Below are 19,466 nucleotides of genomic sequence, written 5' to 3'. Positions count from 1 at the left end.
CGAAAACGGACAGTGGCGGGGAAAACTACCTCTAGGGTCATCGCCATGACCCACCCCGACGGCGAGCGCGTGTCCGGCTCGTCCACCGCCCCCATGATCGCGATGCACGGAGTGCAGAAGCACTTCGGCGACTTGCACGTGCTCCGGGACATCGAACTCGACGTTCCTGCCGGGCAGGTCGTGATCGTCCTCGGCCCGTCCGGCTCCGGCAAGTCCACGTTGTGCCGCACCATCAACCGCCTCGAGCCCGTCGACGAGGGCACCATCGCCGTCGACGGCAACCCGCTGCCGTCGGAGGGCAAGGCGCTCGCCGCCCTGCGTGCCGACGTCGGCATGGTCTTCCAGTCCTTCAACCTGTTCGCGCACAAGACGATTCGCGAGAACGTCATGCTCGGACCGACCAAGGTCCGGAAGATGAAGAAAGAGGAGGCGGAGCAGACCACCCAGCGCCTGCTCGAGCGCGTCGGCATCGCCAACCAGGCCGACAAGTACCCGGCCCAGCTCTCCGGCGGCCAGCAGCAACGCGTCGCCATCGCCCGCGCCCTCGCGATGAACCCCAAGGTCATGCTCTTCGACGAGCCGACGTCCGCGCTCGATCCCGAGATGGTCAACGAGGTGCTCGACGTCATGACCTCGCTGGCGAAGGAAGGCATGACCATGGTCGTGGTCACCCACGAGATGGGTTTCGCCCGCCGCGCCGGCGACCGCGTGATCTTCATGGCCGACGGCCAGATCGTCGAGGACACCGATCCCGAAACCTTCTTCACCGCACCGAAATCCGATCGTGCCAAGGACTTCCTGGGCAAGATCCTCAGTCACTGACGCTCCCACACACCCATTTATCGGAGGACATTCGATGCGTTTCACCCGTACCGCCCGCACGGCCGCGGCCGTTCTCGCCGTCGCCTTCGCCGCCACCGCCTGTGGCGGCGACGAGGCCACCAGCGCGTCGCAGAGCGCGGAGAGCGGCAACCTGACCGTCGGCATCAAGTTCGATCAGCCCGGCCTGGGCCTGCGCAACCCCGACGGTTCCTTCAGCGGCTTCGACGTCGAGGTGGCCAAGTACGTCGCCGGCAAGCTCGGCGTCACCCCGGAGAACATCACGTTCAAGGAATCGCCCTCGGCGCAGCGCGAGACGCTGATCGAGAACGGCGAGGTGGACTACATCGTGGCCACCTACTCCATCACCGATGCGCGCAAGGAGAAGGTCGACTTCGCCGGGCCGTACTTCGTCGCCGGCCAGTCGCTCCTGGTGAGCTCCTCGAACAGCGACATCACCGGCCCGGACTCGCTCAACGGCGGCAAGCGTCTGTGCTCGGTGTCGGGATCCACCCCGGCGCAGAAGATCGCCGACCAGTACCCGGATGTTCAACTGCAGCCGTACGACACCTACTCCGCGTGCGTCGAGGCGCTGCGCAACGGTGCCGTCGACGCCGTGACCACGGACGACATCATCCTCGCCGGCTACGCCGCGCAGTACCCGGGCGAGCTCAAGGTGGTCGGCGAGCCGTTCACCGAGGAGCGCTACGGCATCGGCCTGGCCAAGGGTGACGACGAGACCCGCGCCAAGATCAACGACGCCATCGAGGCGATGATCGCCGACGGCTCGTGGCAGAAGGCCTTCGAGGACACCGTCGGCGCGTCCGGCTACCCGCTGCCCGCGCAGCCGACCGTCGACCGCTACTGATCTCGTCTCGATCGGCGCCGAGCGGGCGGTTCGCACCTGTCGAACCGCCCGCTCGGCGCGTCGGCTCGCCCCCCGCACATCGTCCCCACACCCGAGGAGTCGTCGGTGGACATCTTCCTTGATTACGCACCCCAACTGCTCGACGCCTTCTGGATGACGATCAAGCTGGCCGTGCTCTCCGCGATCGGCGCGCTGATTCTCGGCACGATTCTCGCGGCCATGCGGGTCTCCCCCGTTCCCGTCGCACGGTGGATCGGCGCCACGTACGTCACCATCTTCCGGAACACCCCGCTCACGCTGATCCTGCTGTTCTGCTCGTTCGGCCTCTTCCAGACCCTCGGCGTCGCGCTCGCGGATCAGCAGTCGCCGACCGGCCAGGCCGACAACAACTTCCGGCTCGCCGTGCTCGGTCTGAGCGTCTACACGGCCTCGTTCGTGTGCGAGTCGTTGCGGTCCGGCATCAACACCGTGCCCGTCGGCCAGGCCGAGGCCGGTCGGTCGCTGGGCCTGACGTTCTCCCAGAACGTGCGCTACGTGGTGCTGCCGCAGGCGTTCCGCGTGGTCATCGCGCCCCTGGGCAGCGTGTTGATCGCGCTCACCAAGAACACCACGGTGGCCGCGGCCATCGGTGTGCTCGAAGCCGCGATTCTCATGCGGGAGATGATCGAGAACGAGGCCGCCATCTTCGTGGTCGGCGGCATCTTCGCGCTCGGCTTCGTGATCCTCACCCTTCCCACCGGCCTGTTCTTCGGCTGGCTGTCCAACCGATTGGCGGTGGCTCGATGACCACGGTGCAGACTCCCACGCCCGGCGCCGACGCGCCGAAGTCCCGGAAGGCACCCGCCGACCGCGCCACCGTCCTCTACGACGCGCCGGGCCCGAAGGCCAAGGTCCGCAACAACATCCTGTCCGGTGTCGTGCTGGCGGTGCTGCTGTTCGGTGCGTACTTCGTCTACGTGAAGTTCGACGAGAAGGGTCAGCTGACGTCGGCCAAGTGGGAGCCGTTCACGGAATCCACCACCTGGACCACATATCTGATCCCGGGCATCCAGGGCACCATCGTCGCGGCCGGCCTGTCGATCGTGTTCGCGCTGATACTCGGTGCGGTGCTGGGCATCGCACGACTGTCCGACCACAAGCCCGTGCGGGTGATCGCCGGATTCGTCGTGGAGCTGTTCCGCGCCATCCCGGTGCTCATCCTCATGATCTTCCTGTACCAGTTCTACGCCGAGTACGCCGTGTTCAAGTCGCGGTATCTCGCCTTGGCGGCGGTGGTCACGGGCCTGACGCTCTACAACGGCTCGGTGATCGCGGAGATCGTGCGGTCCGGCATCAACTCGCTGCCCAAGGGGCAGACCGAGGCGGCCAAGGCCATCGGCCTGCGCAAGGGCCAGATCATGCGGATGATCCTGTTGCCCCAGGCGGTGACGGCCATGCTCCCCGCCATCGTGTCCCAGATGGTGGTGGCCTTGAAGGACTCGGCGCTCGGCTACATCATCGGCTATGTCGAGGTGGTGCGGTCCGGGCAGCAGGTGGGCGCCTTCTACGGCAACTACCTGCCGGCCCTCATCATCGTGGCCATCATCATGATCGCACTGAACTCGCTGCTCACCTACCTGGCCACCGCCCTGGAGAAGCGACTGCGACGTGGCAAGAAGAGCACCGGCGTGGTGCTGGCCGGTGATGCGACCCAGCAGGGCCTGAGCACGTAGGTCTGCGCCCAGAACTGCGTCAGTTCTCGAGGCCGTCGGTGTCCGCACCGACGGCCTCGAGCTCGCTCTTGGCGATCTCGAACGCCATGCCCTGCGGAAACCCCCGCCGTGCCAACATGCCCACGAGCGACCGCAGCACCTTGTCCCGGTCGGTCGACGCCGTCGCGCGCACCGACGGCGACCGCAGCTTCTTCACCACCAGCTCGCGCGCGCGGTCCCGCTCGTCCTCGGGGTCGATGGTCTCCAGCGCTTCGGCGGCCACCGCGGGATCGATGCCCTTGGTGCGCAACTCGTTTCGCAGCGCCTGCTTGCCGCGGCCGGAGTACGTGTGCCGCGACCTGACCCACTGATGGGCGAAATCGCGATCGTCCACGAGACCGAGTTCGGTCAGCCGGTCGAGCACCGACGCGGTGACCGCCGGGGCGAACCCCTTGTCGGTCAGCCGCGTGGTCAGCTCATGGCGGCTCCGAGCCCGGTCGGTGAGCAACCGCAGAGCAGCATCACGTGCCTGCTCCGCGGTGCCCCCGCCCGCGCCGCCGTCACCGGTCATCGTCAGAACTCGACGGGCGCCGCAGCCTCGTCGGAGGTGCGGACGTCGGCACCGATACCGAGCTTCTCCTTGATCTTCTTCTCGATCTCGTCACGGATGTCGGTGTTCTCGAGCAGGAACTTGCGGGCGTTCTCCTTGCCCTGGCCGAGCTGATCGCCCTCGTAGGTGAACCACGAGCCGGACTTGCGCACGAAACCGTGCTCCACGCCCATGTCGATCAGCGAGCCCTCCTTGCTGATGCCCTTGCCGTACAGGATGTCGAACTCCGCCTGCTTGAAGGGCGGCGACACCTTGTTCTTGACCACCTTGACGCGGGTCCGGTTGCCCACCGCGTCCGTGCCGTCCTTCAGCGTTTCGATGCGGCGGATGTCCATGCGTACGGAGGCGTAGAACTTCAACGCCTTACCACCCGTGGTGGTCTCCGGCGAGCCGAACATGACGCCGATCTTCTCGCGCAGCTGGTTGATGAAGATCACGGTGGTGCCGGAGTTGTTCATCGCACCGGTGATCTTGCGGAGTGCCTGGCTCATGAGGCGCGCCTGCAGACCCACGTGGCTGTCACCCATCTCGCCCTCGATCTCCGCGCGCGGCACGAGGGCGGCCACCGAGTCGACCACGAGGATGTCGAGTGCGCCCGAACGGATCAGCATGTCCGCGATCTCGAGGGCCTGCTCACCGGTGTCCGGCTGGGAGACCAGCAGCGCGTCGGTGTCCACGCCGAGCTTCGCGGCGTAGTCCGGATCGAGCGCGTGCTCAGCGTCGATGAATGCCGCGATGCCGCCGGCGGCCTGCGCATTGGCCACCGCGTGCAGAGCCACGGTGGTCTTACCCGAGGATTCCGGTCCGTAGATCTCGATGACCCGGCCGCGCGGCAGACCGCCGATACCCAGCGCCACGTCCAGCGCGATGGAGCCGGTCGGAATGACGGCGATCGGCGCGCGAGCCTCGTCCCCGAGGCGCATCACCGAGCCCTTGCCGAAGTTCTTGTCGATCTGCGCGAGTGCCAGATCGAGGGCCTTGTCCCTGTCGTACGCTGCTGCCGCCATGATGGTCTCCTTCTCGACGTTCTCGTCCCCTGCATGTCTGTCGACAAGGTAGAGGGGGGCACCGACAAGAACCGCTCGGCGAGCCGATCCACGTCGTCACTGAGACCTACTCTAAGCGAACACCTGTTCGACGGACAGGCGACACGCCGGACCGGACGCGGTCACCACCGCGAACGCGGCACGTCGAACTCGGCGCAGAGTGCGCGCCAGACGTCCTTGGGGTCCTCCCCCGCCTCGATGGCGTCGGCTGCGGTGCGATTGCCGAGGGACAGCACCACGTGGTCGACCAGGATGGAATCGCCGTACACCGTGCCGAACTGTTCGGCGACGAGGTCGTGGAATTCGGTCAGACGCACCGTCTCACCGTACCCGGGGAACGAGCGCCGAACACATCCGCTCGCTCGAGCCCGGATCGCCCGAGCCCGACTCACGCACGACCGGCTAGCACACTCCGACAGACGGCCACGGGATCGCGGACCGCGTCGGCTCCGGCCGCCGCGCGCCGCGCGGCACGGCGGAAGGACGGTTCCCGCAGCACGCGCGCCAACGCCCGAGCCAGCGCATCGACGTCGGGCGGGGACACCGGAATCGAACTGCCCTGCCGCGCCGCGCGATTCGCCAGTTCCCATTGATCGCCGCCGCCGGGCACCGTCACCGCGGGGACTCCCGACGACAAGGTCTTCGCCAACATTCCATGGCCACCACCGCACACCACCGCCGACGCCGAGCGCAGGAGGACGTCCTGCCGACCCGAGCCGGCAACCGCCCAGGACGGCAGGGCATCATGCTGCCGCCCCGGCACCTCGAGCGCGCTGATCGCCACCCGCACCGGCAGTCCCGACGCCCTCGACCGGGCCGCCGCCGACAGCGCCACGTCCACCGTGGACGCCTCACCGGTCGCGGCCGTGGAGGGAGCGACGACCACCAACGGCTCGTCCCCCGACGGCAGGTCGAGCACGGTGTCGGTGGGCTCCCACAGCAGCGCGCCGACCAGGCGCGCCTCCGACGGCCAGTCGGCCCGGGGCACCTCCAACGCCGGGATCGTCGCGATCAACCGTCGCGCCGGTCCGGGATCGAGCGCCGGCAGTCCCACCGAGATCCGCGCCGCCGACCGCTGCGCCGTTCCGGCGCGCACCGAGCGAGCCGTGAGTCGACGCATCACGCCGTCCCGCATACGCCCGCGCACCCCCGACCCCGGCGCCAGACCGCTGCCGAGCGGAGGCAGGGAGCGAGACGGGCGGTAGAGCGGATGCGGCGAGAGCTCCACCCACGGAATCCCGCACCGCTCGGCGGCCATGCCGCCGCCGGCGGTCAGCACGTCCGCTACCACCAGGTCGGGTGCGAGGTCGGTCAGCACCGGCATCACCTGCGTCGACATGTGGGCTGCACGGCCGTGGATGCGCTGACCGGCATCGGCGTCGTCGTCCTCCGGCCGCGGTTCCAGACCGGGCAGGGGGCGCACGTCGAGTCTCGCCGCACGGCCCGCCTGCCACCACCGCTCGCCGGTGAGGACCACGGCCTCGTCACCCGCGGAGCGGAACCGCTCGGCGAGGGCCATCACCGGAAACGCGTGACCGGCGTCGGGGCCGGCGATCAGCACCACTCGCACCGAGTCAGCCTAGCCAGCCGAGTCGTCGGACCTGCTAGCCCTCAGAACATCGAGTCGACGGTCTTGTCGGTGCCGTTCTTCTCCCCCGTCATCGACCGGTACAGGAAGTACAGACCGGCACCGACCACCGCGAGAGCCAGCAGCGGGAAGAGGGCCTTCAGCACGGCGCCCAGGATCACCACGGCCAGCCAGACCAGCACGATCGCCCCGAGAATCTTCCAGAACATGACGTCCACCTTTCGTCGTCGGCGTCGGGCGCTTCTCGCCGATCGCCTGCAGTCGATCGTGGCAGACGTCGGGCCCGAAAACCCGCTCCGAACAGCGATTTCAGGGTGGAACTCAGGGTGGTCACCCATCCCGGTGACGACGCGGCCGGGGTCCGGCCCCGAGATCAGGGACGGTTCGACCGGTCCAGCCGGTCCAGGCCGTACGCCCACCCTTCGAGCCGGTCCGTGGCGAACTGCAGCGCGTCACGTCGTGACGCCGGGCCGGCAGCCGATCCGGACGCCGGGGCGGTCAGCAGGGCCGCGGCGGCGACCAACCCGTCGTACTGCTCCACACCGTCACGGAGCCGGGCGGCGGTGGACGCGATGGCGGAGCGCAGGTGCGCGGCGGCGGCCTCGCTGCCCTCGGCGGCCCGCTCCATGGCCACGACATCGTCCGCAGCAGCGGTCAGCGACGCGGCAGCCGCCGCAGCGATACGGGAGGTGTCCTGCACGTCGTCCTCGGCCACCGTTCCCGACCGGGACACGATGCCGAGCAATTCGTGCAGGCTCTGTTCGGACCGACGCAACCGATCGATCGGCTCACGGGCCGCCGATCCGTAGGGAGGCAGGGTGCGCGGCGCGGGCCGCGCAGCCGGCAACGGCTCGCCGCGTAGTCGGCGGTAGGCCGCCAGTGCCGCCACCGACGGCACGGCCAGGAGCGCGGTGGCACCGGCGCCGCCGACGATCACCCACTCGGGGGCAGCGGCGACCGCCACCATGGCGGTACCGACGGCGCTGGACCCCGACGCCGCACCGAAGAACGTGGCGCGGCGTCGGGTCCGGCGGATCTTGCGCTCGGCACGCCGCCGGGGATCGTTCCACGTGCGAGCGGACTCGATCAGGGGGCCCGCCGCCCGCGCCACGGTGACGGCGCGGCCCTGGAGTCGCTCTCGCATGACGTTCGGTCCGGCGGTCAGTTGGCCTGCGGCCGTTCCGGATTCGCCTGCGGCGACAGATTCTTCGGTGCGGCGGCAGGATCGGCGGTGGGCCCGGACGTGATCGCGTCGCCCTTCATGGACGCGCGAATCTGCTCGAGACGGCTGTGGCCGGCCATCTGGACGCTCGCCTGCTGGACCTCCATCATGCGGCCCTGCACGGAGTTCTGCGCCAGCTCGGCGGACCCGAGGGCGTTGGCGTACCGGCGCTCGATCTTGTCCCGCACGGCGTCGAGGCTCGGCGTGTTGCCGGGGGCCGACAGAGTGGAGTCCATCGACCGAAGGCTCTCCGAGACGCGCTCCTGCATCTTGGCCTGCTCGAGCTGGCTGAGCAGCTTGGTGCGCTCGGCGACCTTGGCCTGCAGCGTCATCGCGTTCTGCTCGACGGCCTTCTTGGCCTGGCTGGCGGCCTGCAGAGCCTGATCGTGCAGAACCTTGAGATCCTCGACGCCCTGCTCGGCGGTGACCAGCTGCGCTGCGAAGGCTTCGGCCGCATTGGTGTACTGCACTGCCTTCTCGGTGTCACCGGCGGCATTGGCCTGGTCGGCCAGAGTCACGGCCTGGCGCGCGTTGGCGTTGAGCTTCTCCACCTCGTCGAGCTGGCGGCTGAGCTTCATCTCCAGCTGGCGCTGGTTGCCGATCACCGAGGCCGCCTGCTGCGAGAGGGCCTGGTGCTGACGCTGGGCGTCCTCGATGGCCTGCTGGATCTGGACCTGCGGGTCCGCCTTCTCGTCGATCTTCGAGTTGAACAGGGCCATCAGATACTTCCAGCCCTTGACGAAAGGATTGGCCATCGGTTCTTCCTGCCTCCATGTGGAATCCGCCGCTACGCGACCCGGCCGGCGACGGTCACCGGCCGCTGTTCATCGACCATCGTTCCACGCGCGCCGCCCGATTTCGAACCTTCGGGTCTCACCCGCGGTCCGCTTACCGAACCCGGGCGGCCGCGCGGCACGTCATGCCGCCGCGAGTGCCCGCGCGGTCGGTGCCGGAATGACGACCCGAGTGCCGTCGTCCACCCGCACCCCGGGTGCGGCCGTGACGGCCCGATCCTCGGCGGGCGCGGGAGCCAGCGCCACGCTGACGTCCGACAGCACGTCGGACAGGGGAACGTCGAGCGCCTCGCAGATCGCGTTGAGCAGCTCGCTCGACGCTTCCTTGCGGCCCCGCTCGACCTCGGACAGGTACCCGAGACTCACCCTGGCCGTGGTGGAGACCTCACGCAGCGTGCGGCTCTGTGCGACCCGAGTGCGGCGAAGACTGTCGCCGAGTGCCTCACGCAGAAGCATCATGTGGCCTCTCCTCGTTTCTCGTGCGGTGGGACTGCCGGAGGCGTCGACCGCTTCCGGATCGAGAGCGTCACCGCCTCGACCGAACAATCCCGTTCTTCGTCCAACGCCGACACCGACCGAAGGGTTCCCGACTCCCCTCGACAATTCGGTTACCCAGCCCTGCCGGGGTGAACGCACCCCACTCGCGCCGGGTGATCGACCCTAACGCCACCACCACCGTGTCGAGCGGACGGTGTCGGTCACGTCGCGCGCGCGTCGGCCGCACCGGCGACCCGCGGCCGCATCGCCGACACGACGTAGTCCACCCCGGTGACGACGGTGAGAATCAGCGCGGCCCACATGAGCGCCATGGCCGCCGGCACCACGGCGGCCGGCAGGGGCATCACGTAGAGCCCGATGGCGACACCCTGCACCAGGGTCTTCAGCTTCCCGCCGCGACCGGCCGGGATGACGCCGTGCCGCAGCACGGCGAACCGCAGGAGCGTGATCCCGACCTCGCGGACACCGATCACCACCGTGATCCACCACGGCAGCACGCCCAGCATGGAGAGCCCCACCAGGGCCGCACCGATGAGGGCCTTGTCCGCGATCGGGTCGGCCATCTTCCCGAAGTCCGTCACCAGACCGTGCTTGCGGGCGAGCTGGCCGTCGATGCGATCGGTGATGGCGGCGATGGCGAACACGGCGAACGCCGCCCACCGCCACCCGACGCTCTGTCCGCCGTCGACGAAGAGGGCCCAGAGAAACACCGGGACCAGCAGGATGCGCAGCACGGTCAGCACGTTGGCGATGTTCAGCAGCGGCGCCGGACGGACCGCACCGGCCGTGGCCACGCCGTCCTCTCGAGGAGCGGCGGCGCTGCCTCCGCCGTGCCCTCCCGGGACACTGCCACCCGGTGCGCCCGGCGAAGTGTCGAACTCCGCGCTCACGTCGGGCAGCCCGCTCGGCGGGGTGGCGACAACGCTGCGGCACTGGGCACAGGCTCACAATATCGGTACCGCCGGGCACTACTGTCTCCCCCATGACATCCGAGCTCGATCCGGACCCCGGCGTCGGCCACGACACGCCCGACCCGGCGTCGCCGTCCACGGAGCGAGTCCGCATTCGCCGTGCGCGGACCTCGGACATCCCCGACATCAAGCGGTTGATCGACATCTACGCCGGTCGCATCCTGCTGGAGAAGAACCTGGTCACGCTCTACGAGGCGGTGCAGGAGTTCTGGGTCGCCGAGGTCGACGGCGTCGTGGCGGGATGCGGCGCGCTGCACGTGCTCTGGGCCGATCTCGGCGAGATCCGCACGGTGGCCGTGGACCCCGCCGTCAAGGGCCACGGCGTCGGTCATCTGGTGGTCACCACCCTGATCGACGTGGCCCGCGAACTGCAGTTGTCGCGACTGTTCGTCCTCACCTTCGAGGTGTCCTTCTTCGCGCGACACGGCTTCTCCGAGATCGAGGGCACCCCGGTCACCGCGGAGGTCTACGCCGAGATGTGCCGGTCCTACGACACCGGTGTCGCCGAGTTCCTCGACCTCAGCTACGTCAAGCCGAACACCCTGGGCAACACGCGCATGCTGTTGACGCTTTGATTCGTAAGAACCGCCACACCCGACCGACACACTCGACCCGAACGGAGCCCCCGTGCCGCACTTCCTCGTCCACTACACCTACTCGCCCAGCACCGCCGACGGCCGCGACCGCGTGCGCGCCGAGCACCGGGACTGGCTGCGGGAGCAGATCGCGCAGGACCGCGTGGTGACCGCGGGTCCGTACCCCGACGACAGCGGCGCCACCATCGTCGCGCAGGGAACGGACGAGGCCGACGTGCGCGACCTGTTCGCCGACGATCCGTTCGTCCGCGACGAGCTCGTCGAGGCGATCGCGGTGCAGGAGTGGAAGCCGGTTCTCGGCGCCCTGGCCTGATCCGGACGCAACACGGCCCGGCGGAGGTGCTCCGCCGGGCCGTGTGCTGTCCGGGGTCGGATCAGCGCGTGGAGTCCCGATCGATCTCGGACGCGGTGCCGGCGTCGACCGTCGCGGCCTTGTCGACGTCCTCCGCCGACTTCCCGCGCGTCTTGATCAGGCTGGCGACCGTGGTCACGGCCAGGATGCCGACGATGACGCTGAGCGAGAGGCCCGTGGTGATCTCGGGGACCGCGACGTGCTCGCCGCCGTTGATGAAGCCCAGCTCGTTCTCGTGCAGGGCGTGCAGGACGAGCTTGACGCCGATGAACGCGAGCACCAGCGAGAGGCCGTAGGACAGGTAGACCAGGCGGTCGAGCAGTCCGCCGATGAGGAAGTACAGCTGACGCAGACCCATCAGGGCGAACGCGTTGGCGGTGAAGACGATGTACGGCTCGGTGGTGAGGCCGTAGATGGCCGGGATCGAGTCGAGCGCGAAGAGGATGTCGGTGAAGCCGATGACCACGAGCGCCATCAACATCGGGGTGACCACGCGCTTGCCGTCGATCTTCACCGTCAGGCGGTCACCGTGGTACTCCTCCGTGGTGGGGAGCACCTTCTTGACCAAGCGCATGATCTTGGTCTCTTGCTCGACCTCGTTCTCCTCCTCGTGGCCGGCCTCCTTGATCAACTTGTAGGCCGTGTAGATGAGGAAGGCACCGAAAAGGTAGAAGACCCAGCTGAAGTTGTTGATCGCCGCGGCGCCGAGGGCGATGAAGCCGCCGCGCATCACCAACGCCATCACGATGCCGATGAGCAGTACCTTCTGCTGGTACTGCCGCGGGACCGAGAAGGTCGTCATGATGATGAGGAAGACGAACAGGTTGTCGACGCTCAGGGCCTTCTCGGTGATGTATCCCGCGAAGTACTCGCCGCCGTAGGTCGACCCGTACTGCCAGAACACGATGCCGCCGAAGACGACGGCGAGTCCGATGTAGACCGCGGACCAGGTGGCCGATTCCTTGAACGTCGGCTCGTGCGGCGTGCGCACGTGGGCGAAGAAGTCGAAGACGAAGAGACCGAGGATCACCACACAGGTGACGATCCAAACGGTGGTGGACACGTTCATGTACTCGCTACCTCCGGTAGGCCAGCGTTGGGCTCCGGAGGTCTCTCCCGTCGCATCGTCGCCGTTGGGTACAGCGCGCGTCGACCGGGGACCCGGATCGAGTCAGGGCTCGATCGTGCTGACGGGTCCGTCGCGAGTTGGGGATACTCCCCTCCGCTGACAATGATGCCACAGAGACGGTGTGGAGCGACCCAACGAGTCATCGACAGACGGTAAAACGCCCGTAAAGAAGCGCAATGAGATCAGCGCCACGGAAAGCCGTCGGCCACCGGCCTACTCGTCGTCTCCACCCTCCGCGGGGTCGCCGCCCTTGATCGACCACAGCAGTCCGTCGAGCTCGTCCGGCTTCACCAGAACGTCGCGGGCCTTCGAGCCCTCGCTCGGCCCCACGACGCCCCGCGTCTCCATGAGGTCCATGAGCCGGCCCGCCTTGGCGAAGCCGACGCGCAGCTTGCGCTGCAACATCGACGTGGAGCCGAACTGGCTGGTGACCACCAGCTCGATGGCCTGCAGCAGCACGTCGAGATCGTCGCCGATGTCGGCGTCGACGTCCTTCTTCTCCGCGGCCTTCTGCGTGGTGACGCCCTCGGTGTACTCCGGCTCCGCCTGGTTCTTGGCGGCGTCGACGACGGCGGTGATCTCCTCGTCGGTGATGAAGGCGCCCTGCAGGCGGGTCGGCTTGCCCGCCCCCATCGGCAGGAACAGCGCGTCGCCCATACCGATGAGCTTCTCGGCCCCCTGCTGATCGAGGATGACCCGCGAGTCCGTGAGCGACGACGTGGCGAAGGCCAGACGCGACGGCACGTTGGTCTTGATCAGACCGGTGACGACGTCCACCGAGGGACGCTGCGTCGCGAGCACCAGGTGGATACCCGCGGCACGCGCCTTCTGCGTGATGCGCACGATCGCTTCCTCGACGTCTCGAGGCGCGGTCATCATGAGGTCCGCCAGCTCGTCGACGATCGCCAGGATGTACGGGTAGGGCTTGTAGACCCGCTCGCTGCCCAGTGGAGCCGTGATCTCGCCGGACCGCACCTTCTTGTTGAAGTCGTCGACATGGCGTACGCGGTTGGCCTGCATGTCCTGGTAGCGCTGCTCCATCTCCTCGACCAGCCACGCGAGGGCGGCCGCCGCCTTCTTCGGCTGCGTGATGATCGGGGTGATGAGGTGCGGGATGCCCTCGTAGGGCGTCAGCTCGACCATCTTCGGGTCGATGAGGATCATCCGTACTTCCTCGGGCGTCGCCCGAGCGAGCAGCGACACCAGCATCGAGTTGACGAAGGACGACTTGCCCGAGCCCGTCGACCCGGCCACCAACAGGTGGGGCATCTTGGCCAGGTTGGCGCTGACGAAGTCGCCCTCGATGTCCTTCCCCAGCCCGATCACCAGCGGGTGGTGATCCTTCCGGGTGCTGGGCGCGGTGAGCACGTCGGACAGGCGCACCATCTCGCGGTCGGAGTTCGGCACCTCGATGCCCACGGCGGACTTGCCGGGGATGGGCGCAAGCAGACGCACGTTGTCCGTGGCCACCGCGTAGGCGATGTTGCGCGCGAGGGCGGTGATCTTCTCCACCTTCACGCCCGGACCCAGCTCCACCTCGTAGCGGGTCACGGTCGGCCCGCGGGTGAATCCGGTGACCGCGGCGTCGATCTTGAACTGCTCGAGGACCTCGGAGATCGCCTCGATCATCGCGTCGTTGGCCTGACTCCGCGTCTTCGGCGGGTCGCCCTCGACCAGCAGCGACAGCGACGGCAACACGTAGTCGCCGTCCACCACCCGGTCGACGACCATCCGGTCCGCGTCGGAATCGGCCGGGCCGGCTGCGTCGGACGGATCGGGCGTGGGGACCGGGTCAGGCTTCGCCGTCGCCGTCGCCGCCGCACGGCGACGCGCGGGCGGAGTGACGGGGACGTACTCGGTGGCGCTCTCGTCCGGCGCCCCGGTGTCCGGGGCGGCATCGGCGGGCGTCTCGACGGACCGGGACGGGGTGCGCCGACGACGTGTCGGCCCGGGCGCGGCGGGCTCGTCGAGATCGAAGCGCGTCGCGACGTCGAGCGGATCGCCGTACGCGCTCGGTGCCGCATACGGGTCGGTGCCGTACGACGCCGCACCGTACGGATCGTCGCCGTAGGGATCGTCGCCGTAGTAACCGTCGGCCGCGTAGTCGTCGTACTCGTCGCCGCCGCTCGCGGTCCCGAAGAGCGACCGCAGGCGAGCAGGTACGTCCCGCACCGTCGTTCCGGTGAGCAGGAGAACGCCGAACAGGATCGCGAGCAGGAGAAGCGGGACCGCCAACCACACGGTCACTCCGTCGGCCAGCGGGCCGCCCACGACGAATCCGAGGACACCGCCGCCGGACGCACGCCCGTCGGCGTCCGTCGGCGAGCCCGCGCCGAGGTGCCACAGGCCCAGCAGCGGCAGGCCCACCAGCAGCGAGCCGAGAATCAGTCGGGGCCGGTCGTCGGGCTTCGGCTCCGTCCGCATGAGCGCGACGGCGAGGGTGACGCCGAGCAGCGGGAGCACCATCGCCGCGCTGCCGACCACCGCGCGCAGGCCGATCTCGATCCACTCCCCCACCGGCCCGCCGGCGGAGAACCACAGCCCGGCCGCGACCACGACGCTGATCGCCAGGGCGCCCAGCGCGAGGCCGTCACGGCGGTGACCGTGTTCGATGTCGCCGGCGCGGCCGACGGTGCGGGTGGTCGCGCCGACGCCCTTGGCGGCGAGGGCCCATCCGGACGCGATCCCGCGACCGACGGCACGGGCGGCGTTGCCGCCGGCCGACGAGCCGGAGTTGGTCCTGCGTGCGGGTGCGCGACCGGCACCGCCGCGGGACGCGGCGGGCTTGCGTGAACCGGTCCCCTTGCTGGAGCCACCGGCTCTGCTCGACCCGGCGGCCTTGCGCGGAGCGGTCGGCTTGCGGGGGGTGGTGACGGTGCGGCCGCCCGACCCGCCGCGCGCGCCGGTCGACCGGGACGATCCGGTCGTACCGGATCGGGACGCGCGCGTACTCGTCTTGCCTGCCATACCGCTCAGGTTAGTCGGTCGAACCTCACCAGGACCATCCGCAACACGAGCACCATGCCGTCAGAACGACCGGTCGAGCGCCTTCACCGCGGCGACGTCGGCCTCGTCCCCGTCGAAATCCAGCGCGACGGCGTCGCGACCGAAGGCATGCAGAGCCAGTTCGGACGCCGGTCCGCGCAGGATCACCCGACGCGACCTGGATCCGAACGAGCGCGTCCCGAACTCCGGCGACTCCCACACCACGGTCACCGGGGCCGACCGGTACGCCTTGCGCCCCATCAGGCCGCCGAGCCCCCACAGGGCCTTCTCGAGCCGGGGGTCGAGGTCGCGGGGCGTCGCGACGCCGTCCCCCCGCCGCACGTCCTCGTGGTGGACGAACATCTCGCCGAGGTTGGCCACGGGATCGAGCACCTTGAACGGCGACCAGATCGGCGGACCCGACCGCACGTCGTCGAGCAATTCGTCGAACGGCCGCGTCGCGACGCCGTTCTGCACCGACTGCGTGTAGCCGGCCAGGGGCGGAAGGAGGATCCCGACGGACGCATCCGGCCGACGCTCGCGGACGACGAGGTGGGCGGCGAGATCGCGCACCGTCCACTCCCCGCACAGGGTCGGGGCGTCGGGACCGGCCGAGCTCATGGTGTCGACCAGGCGGAGGCGTTCGTCGTGGGCAAGGCTCATGCGAGACGAATCTAGCCGTGTCGTAGCGTCCCAGTCGTGCCGGTCACCGAAATCGTCCTGATCCTCCTGGCGGGCTTCGCGGCGGGCGCGATCAACGCCATCGTGGGGTCCGGAACGCTGGTCACCTTTCCGACGCTCATCGCGTTCGGCTACCCGCCGGTGACCGCGACCATGAGCAACGCCATCGGCCTCGTGGCGGGGTCGGCCTCCGGAACCTGGGGCTATCGCGAGGAACTGAAGGGCCAGTGGGGTCGGCTGAAGTGGCAGCTGCCCGGATCGCTGCTCGGCGGAATTCTCGGCGCGTGGTTGTTGCGCCACCTGCCCGAGAAGACGTTCACCGCCGTGGTCCCGGTGTTGCTGATCCTGGCGTTGGTGCTCGTGCTGGCCGGCCCACGCATTCAGCGGTGGGCCCAGCAGCGGTCCGAGCGCAGCACCGAAACCGGCCTCGGCCGGGGACGGTTCGGGCTCCTGATCGCCGGCACGTTCGCCGTCGGCGTCTACGGCGGCTACTTCACGGCGGCGCAGGGCATTCTGCTGATGGGCGTGATGGGCGCGCTGCTCCCTGAGAGCATGCAGCGGATGAACGCCGCGAAGAACCTGCTGTCGCTGGTGGTCAACATCGTCGCCGCGCTGTCCTTCACACTTCTCGCGTTCGACCGAATCAGTTGGGCCGCAGCGGGACTCATCGCCGTCAGCTCGTTGGTCGGCGGTGTGGTCGGGGCCAAGTACGGCCGACGTCTCTCCCCCACCGCCCTGCGACTGTGCATCGTCGCGATCGGGTTGGTGGGACTCTGGCGGCTCCTCGCATCCTGAGAGAGCGCCCGAGCCCCACCCGACCCGGCGTCACTGGTCGGTGTTCACCTCGAGAACCGTCGGCACGATCATGGGGCGACGACGGTACTTGTCCGCCACCCAACGCCCGACGACTCGGCGGACGGCCTGCGCGATGCGATGCGTGTCCTTGACACCCTCGCCCGCGAGACGCACCAGCTCGGCCTCGACCAACTTCGCGGCCTCCTCGAGGGCGGCCGGGTCGTCGGAGAAGCCGCGCCCGGAGACCTCCGGGGTTCCGGCCGACCGACCGGTGGCCGAGTCGACCGCCATGGTGATGGCGATGAACCCGCCTTCACCGAGGACCAGACGATCGGAGAGCGTCGAGTCGCCCACGTCGCCGACCGAGAGCCCGTCCACGTAGACGTGGCCGACGGGGACCTGACCGACGACCTTCGCCAGCCCGTCGACCATGTCGACGACGACGCCGTCCTCCGCGAGAACGATGCGGTCCTCCGGAACGCCCGTCGCGGCGGCGAGTGCCGCGTTCGCCCGCAGGTGACGCCACTCGCCGTGCACCGGCATCGCATTGGTCGGCCGCACCGCGTTGTAGAGGTAGAGCAGTTCGCCGGCCGACGCGTGGCCGGAGACGTGAACCTTGGCGCTCTGCTGCGTGATCACCTTGGCGCCGCGCTTGGCCAGACCGTTCACGACGGCGAACACGGAGTTCTCGTTGCCGGGGATGAGGGACGAGGCCAGCACCACGAGGTCGTCGGCGCGCACGTTGATCTGACGGTGCTCACCGCGCGCCATGCGGGACAGGGCCGAGAGCGGTTCGCCCTGCGAGCCGGTGGAGATCAGCACCAACCGGTCGTCGGGCAGCTTGGTGGCGGTGTCCATGTCGACCTCGACGCCGTCCGGCACCGTGAGGTAGCCGAGCTCCTGCGCGATCGCCATGTTGCGCACCATGGAGCGGCCCACGAAGGCGACCTTGCGGCCGTAGCGGGCGGCGACGTCGATGACCTGCTGGATGCGGTGCACGTGCGAGGCGAACGACGCCACGATGACGCGGTTCTTCGCCTTGCCGATCACCGTGTCCAGAACGCCGCCGATCTCGCGCTCGGGGGTCACGAAGCCCGGCACCTCGGCGTTGGTGGAGTCGACCAGGAACAGGTCGACGCCCTCGTCGCCGAGGCGGGCGAATCCGCCGAGATCGGTGAGCCGGCCGTCGAGGGGAAGCTGGTCGAGCTTGATGTCGCCGGTGTGCAGCGCCACACCCGCATCGGTGCGGATGGCGACGGCCAGGGCGTCGGGAATCGAGTGATTGACCGCGAAGTACTCCAGCTCGAACGGCCCGTGCTGGGTGGAATCGCCCTCCCGGACCTCCACCAGGTTGGGCCGCTGCCGATGCTCGCGGCACTTCGCGGCGAGCAGCGCGAGGGTGAACTTCGCGCCGATCACCGGGATGTCGGGCCGCAGGCGCAGCAGGAACGGGACGGCGCCGATGTGGTCCTCGTGCCCGTGCGTGAGCACGAGGGCGACCACGTCGTCCATCCGGTTCTCGATGTGCCGGAAGTCGGGAAGGATGAGATCGACACCGGGCTGCTGATCCTCGGGGAACAGCACACCGCAGTCGACGATGAGCAACTTGCCCTGGTGCTCGAAGACCGTCATGTTGCGGCCGATCTCGCCGATGCCGCCGAGGGCCACGACGCGCAACCCCTTCTTGGGGGCCTTGGGCGGGGTGCCGAGACGGCCGCTGTGGTCGACCGTGCTGCGCGAATCCGGACGCTGCGTCGCCGCAGAGTTCTGCGGGACGCGCGGCGCGGACGCCGCCGGCCGGGACGCGGGGGGTGCCGTCGGCGGCGCCGGCGGGCCGGCGCGTCGAGAGGCGGATCGCCGCCGGGGCGGTCGGGTCATGTGAGAACTCCTGCGTGCTGGAGATCGACGACGAGCGCGTCGATCTGTTCGGTGGTCGGCGCGACCTGCGGCAGGCGTGGATCACCGACGTCGATGCCGACGAGGCGAAGCCCGGCCTTGGACGCGGTGACGCCGCCGAGTCGCGCGACCGATCGGACGATGGGGAGCAGACGGAGGTTGATCCGCTGCGCGGTGGCCACGTCTCCGGCGGCCCACGCGGCGTGCAGATCACGCAGCGGTCCGGGGACGAGATGGCCGATGACACTGACGAATCCGACCGCGCCGACGCTGAGCCACGGGAGGTTCAGCGGGTCGTCGCCGGAGAAGTACTGCAGGCCGGTCTCCGCGATGAGTTCGGCGCCGGCGGCCAGGTCGCCCTTGGCGTCCTTGACCGCGAGGATGTTCGGGTGCTCGGCGAGGCGTCGCAGGGTGTCGCTCTCGATGGGCACCACCGACCGCGGCGGGATGTCGTAGAGCATCACGGGCAGATCGGTCGCGTTGGCGACGGTCGCGAAGTGGGCGTGCAGACCCGCCTGCGGGGGCCGCGAGTAGTAGGGCGTGACGACGAGCAGACCGTGGGCGCCGGACTCCGCGGCCAGGCGGGCCTGCGCGACGCTGTGAGCGGTGTCGTTGGTCCCGGCTCCGGCGACGATGCGGGCACGGTCGCCGACGGCGTCGACGACGGCGCGGAGCAGGTCGGCCTTCTCACGATCGGAGGTGGTGGGCGACTCACCGGTGGTACCCGAGATCACCAAACCGTCGCAGCCGGAGTCGACGAGGTGGGCGGCCAGGGACACGGCGGTGTCGATGTCGAGCGCACCGGCGGGTGTGAACGGCGTCACCATCGCGACGGAGACGGCACCGAACGGCAACTTCGGACCCGCGGCGACGGTCGTGTGGTCGGGGCGCACAGTTCCCGCAGCCGTGGCGGGGTCACCGGTGA

At 69.2% G+C, this 19,466-nt stretch carries 21 protein-coding genes; 7 read left to right on the top strand and 14 right to left on the bottom strand.

The genetic code is table 11. The features are described 5' to 3' along the window. Positions 1-93 precede the first annotated feature (93 nt). The 4 genes from gluA to A3Q40_RS07185 all read left to right on the top strand — a co-directional run bounded on the left by gluA (position 94) and on the right by A3Q40_RS07185 (position 3,399). The gene (gluA, locus tag A3Q40_RS07200; RefSeq protein ID WP_157889709.1) at positions 94-822 is read left to right on the top strand and encodes a glutamate ABC transporter ATP-binding protein GluA; all 729 of its coding nucleotides are present in this window, start codon (positions 94-96) and stop codon (positions 820-822) included. 34 nt (positions 823-856) lie between these two features. After that, the gene (locus A3Q40_RS07195; protein ID WP_068100799.1) at positions 857-1,687 is read left to right on the top strand and encodes a glutamate ABC transporter substrate-binding protein; all 831 of its coding nucleotides are present in this window, start codon (positions 857-859) and stop codon (positions 1,685-1,687) included. Positions 1,688-1,840: 153 nt separating this feature from the next. After that, positions 1,841-2,473 (top strand): amino acid ABC transporter permease, encoded by a 633-nt coding sequence (locus A3Q40_RS07190; protein ID WP_206028153.1) that lies wholly within the window; start codon positions 1,841-1,843, stop codon positions 2,471-2,473. Further along, a complete protein-coding gene (locus tag A3Q40_RS07185) occupies positions 2,470-3,399 on the top strand; it encodes an amino acid ABC transporter permease (protein ID WP_068100794.1) in 930 nt (309 codons plus the stop codon). Before A3Q40_RS07190 ends, A3Q40_RS07185 begins: the two co-directional genes overlap by 4 nt. A 19-nt stretch (positions 3,400-3,418) precedes the next feature. On the opposite strand, the gene A3Q40_RS07180 is transcribed toward A3Q40_RS07185, so the two are convergent. The 9 genes from A3Q40_RS07180 to pgsA all read right to left on the bottom strand — a co-directional run bounded on the left by A3Q40_RS07180 (position 3,419) and on the right by pgsA (position 9,930). After that, entirely contained in the window at positions 3,419-3,949 is a 531-nt protein-coding gene (locus A3Q40_RS07180; protein ID WP_068100792.1) for a regulatory protein RecX, read from the bottom strand. 2 nt (positions 3,950-3,951) lie between these two features. Further along, entirely contained in the window at positions 3,952-4,995 is a 1,044-nt protein-coding gene (gene recA, locus A3Q40_RS07175) for a recombinase RecA (protein WP_068100790.1), read from the bottom strand. A 161-nt stretch (positions 4,996-5,156) separates the two neighbouring features. Continuing rightward, on the bottom strand, positions 5,157-5,351 hold the full coding sequence (locus A3Q40_RS07170; protein WP_068100788.1) for a DUF3046 domain-containing protein: 195 nt from the start codon (positions 5,349-5,351) through the stop codon (positions 5,157-5,159). A 71-nt stretch (positions 5,352-5,422) separates the two neighbouring features. Continuing rightward, positions 5,423-6,604: a glycosyltransferase gene (locus A3Q40_RS07165; RefSeq protein WP_068100786.1), complete on the bottom strand. Its 1,182-nt coding sequence runs from the start codon at positions 6,602-6,604 to the stop codon at positions 5,423-5,425. Positions 6,605-6,645: 41 nt separating this feature from the next. Continuing rightward, complete coding sequence (locus A3Q40_RS07160; protein WP_068105532.1) at positions 6,646-6,831, bottom strand: hypothetical protein; 186 nt, start codon at positions 6,829-6,831, stop codon at positions 6,646-6,648. A 164-nt stretch (positions 6,832-6,995) separates the two neighbouring features. Next, positions 6,996-7,766: a phage shock envelope stress response protein PspM gene (pspM, locus tag A3Q40_RS07155; protein WP_068100784.1), complete on the bottom strand. Its 771-nt coding sequence runs from the start codon at positions 7,764-7,766 to the stop codon at positions 6,996-6,998. Positions 7,767-7,783: 17 nt separating this feature from the next. Next, complete coding sequence (locus A3Q40_RS07150) at positions 7,784-8,599, bottom strand: PspA/IM30 family protein (RefSeq protein ID WP_068100782.1); 816 nt, start codon at positions 8,597-8,599, stop codon at positions 7,784-7,786. A gap of 162 nt (positions 8,600-8,761) precedes the next feature. Continuing rightward, a complete protein-coding gene (locus A3Q40_RS07145; RefSeq protein WP_068100780.1) occupies positions 8,762-9,097 on the bottom strand; it encodes a helix-turn-helix domain-containing protein in 336 nt (111 codons plus the stop codon). 239 nt (positions 9,098-9,336) lie between these two features. After that, positions 9,337-9,930, bottom strand: coding sequence for a CDP-diacylglycerol--glycerol-3-phosphate 3-phosphatidyltransferase (pgsA, locus tag A3Q40_RS07140; RefSeq protein ID WP_068100778.1), 594 nt, complete (start codon positions 9,928-9,930; stop codon positions 9,337-9,339). Positions 9,931-10,118: 188 nt separating this feature from the next. On the opposite strand from pgsA, the gene A3Q40_RS07135 reads away from it, so the two are divergent. Next, positions 10,119-10,682 carry an amino-acid N-acetyltransferase gene (locus A3Q40_RS07135; protein WP_206028145.1) on the top strand — a complete coding sequence of 188 codons (564 nt, stop codon included), beginning with the start codon at positions 10,119-10,121 and terminating at the stop codon, positions 10,680-10,682. A gap of 52 nt (positions 10,683-10,734) precedes the next feature. Continuing rightward, complete coding sequence (locus A3Q40_RS07130; protein WP_068100776.1) at positions 10,735-11,016, top strand: YciI family protein; 282 nt, start codon at positions 10,735-10,737, stop codon at positions 11,014-11,016. Positions 11,017-11,077: 61 nt separating this feature from the next. Here the strand turns inward: A3Q40_RS07130 and A3Q40_RS07125 are convergent, their stop codons facing one another. The 3 genes from A3Q40_RS07125 to A3Q40_RS07115 form a co-directional block, all read right to left on the bottom strand. Continuing rightward, on the bottom strand, positions 11,078-12,124 hold the full coding sequence (locus tag A3Q40_RS07125; protein ID WP_082833807.1) for a TerC family protein: 1,047 nt from the start codon (positions 12,122-12,124) through the stop codon (positions 11,078-11,080). Positions 12,125-12,397: 273 nt separating this feature from the next. Next, entirely contained in the window at positions 12,398-15,151 is a 2,754-nt protein-coding gene (locus A3Q40_RS07120) for a DNA translocase FtsK (RefSeq protein WP_201132955.1), read from the bottom strand. 60 nt (positions 15,152-15,211) lie between these two features. Then, positions 15,212-15,832, bottom strand: coding sequence for a TIGR03085 family metal-binding protein (locus A3Q40_RS07115; protein ID WP_068100774.1), 621 nt, complete (start codon positions 15,830-15,832; stop codon positions 15,212-15,214). A 36-nt stretch (positions 15,833-15,868) separates the two neighbouring features. On the opposite strand from A3Q40_RS07115, the gene A3Q40_RS07110 reads away from it, so the two are divergent. Beyond that, positions 15,869-16,645, top strand: a complete 777-nt coding sequence (locus tag A3Q40_RS07110; protein WP_068100772.1) for a sulfite exporter TauE/SafE family protein — start codon at positions 15,869-15,871, stop codon at positions 16,643-16,645. 30 nt (positions 16,646-16,675) lie between these two features. On the opposite strand, the gene A3Q40_RS07105 is transcribed toward A3Q40_RS07110, so the two are convergent. Further along, a complete protein-coding gene (locus tag A3Q40_RS07105) occupies positions 16,676-18,523 on the bottom strand; it encodes a ribonuclease J (protein WP_068100770.1) in 1,848 nt (615 codons plus the stop codon). Continuing rightward, on the bottom strand, positions 18,520-19,368 hold the full coding sequence (gene dapA / locus A3Q40_RS07100) for a 4-hydroxy-tetrahydrodipicolinate synthase (protein ID WP_068105524.1): 849 nt from the start codon (positions 19,366-19,368) through the stop codon (positions 18,520-18,522). Before dapA ends, A3Q40_RS07105 begins: the two co-directional genes overlap by 4 nt. Positions 19,369-19,466 lie beyond the last annotated feature (98 nt).

Origin of the sequence: Rhodococcus sp. PBTS 1 (genome assembly GCF_001620025.1) — a bacterium.
GTDB lineage: Bacteria > Actinomycetota > Actinomycetes > Mycobacteriales > Mycobacteriaceae > Rhodococcoides > Rhodococcoides kroppenstedtii.
The sequence above is the reverse complement of the archived record's forward strand: the minus strand, read 5'-3'. Positions and strand labels throughout refer to the sequence as shown.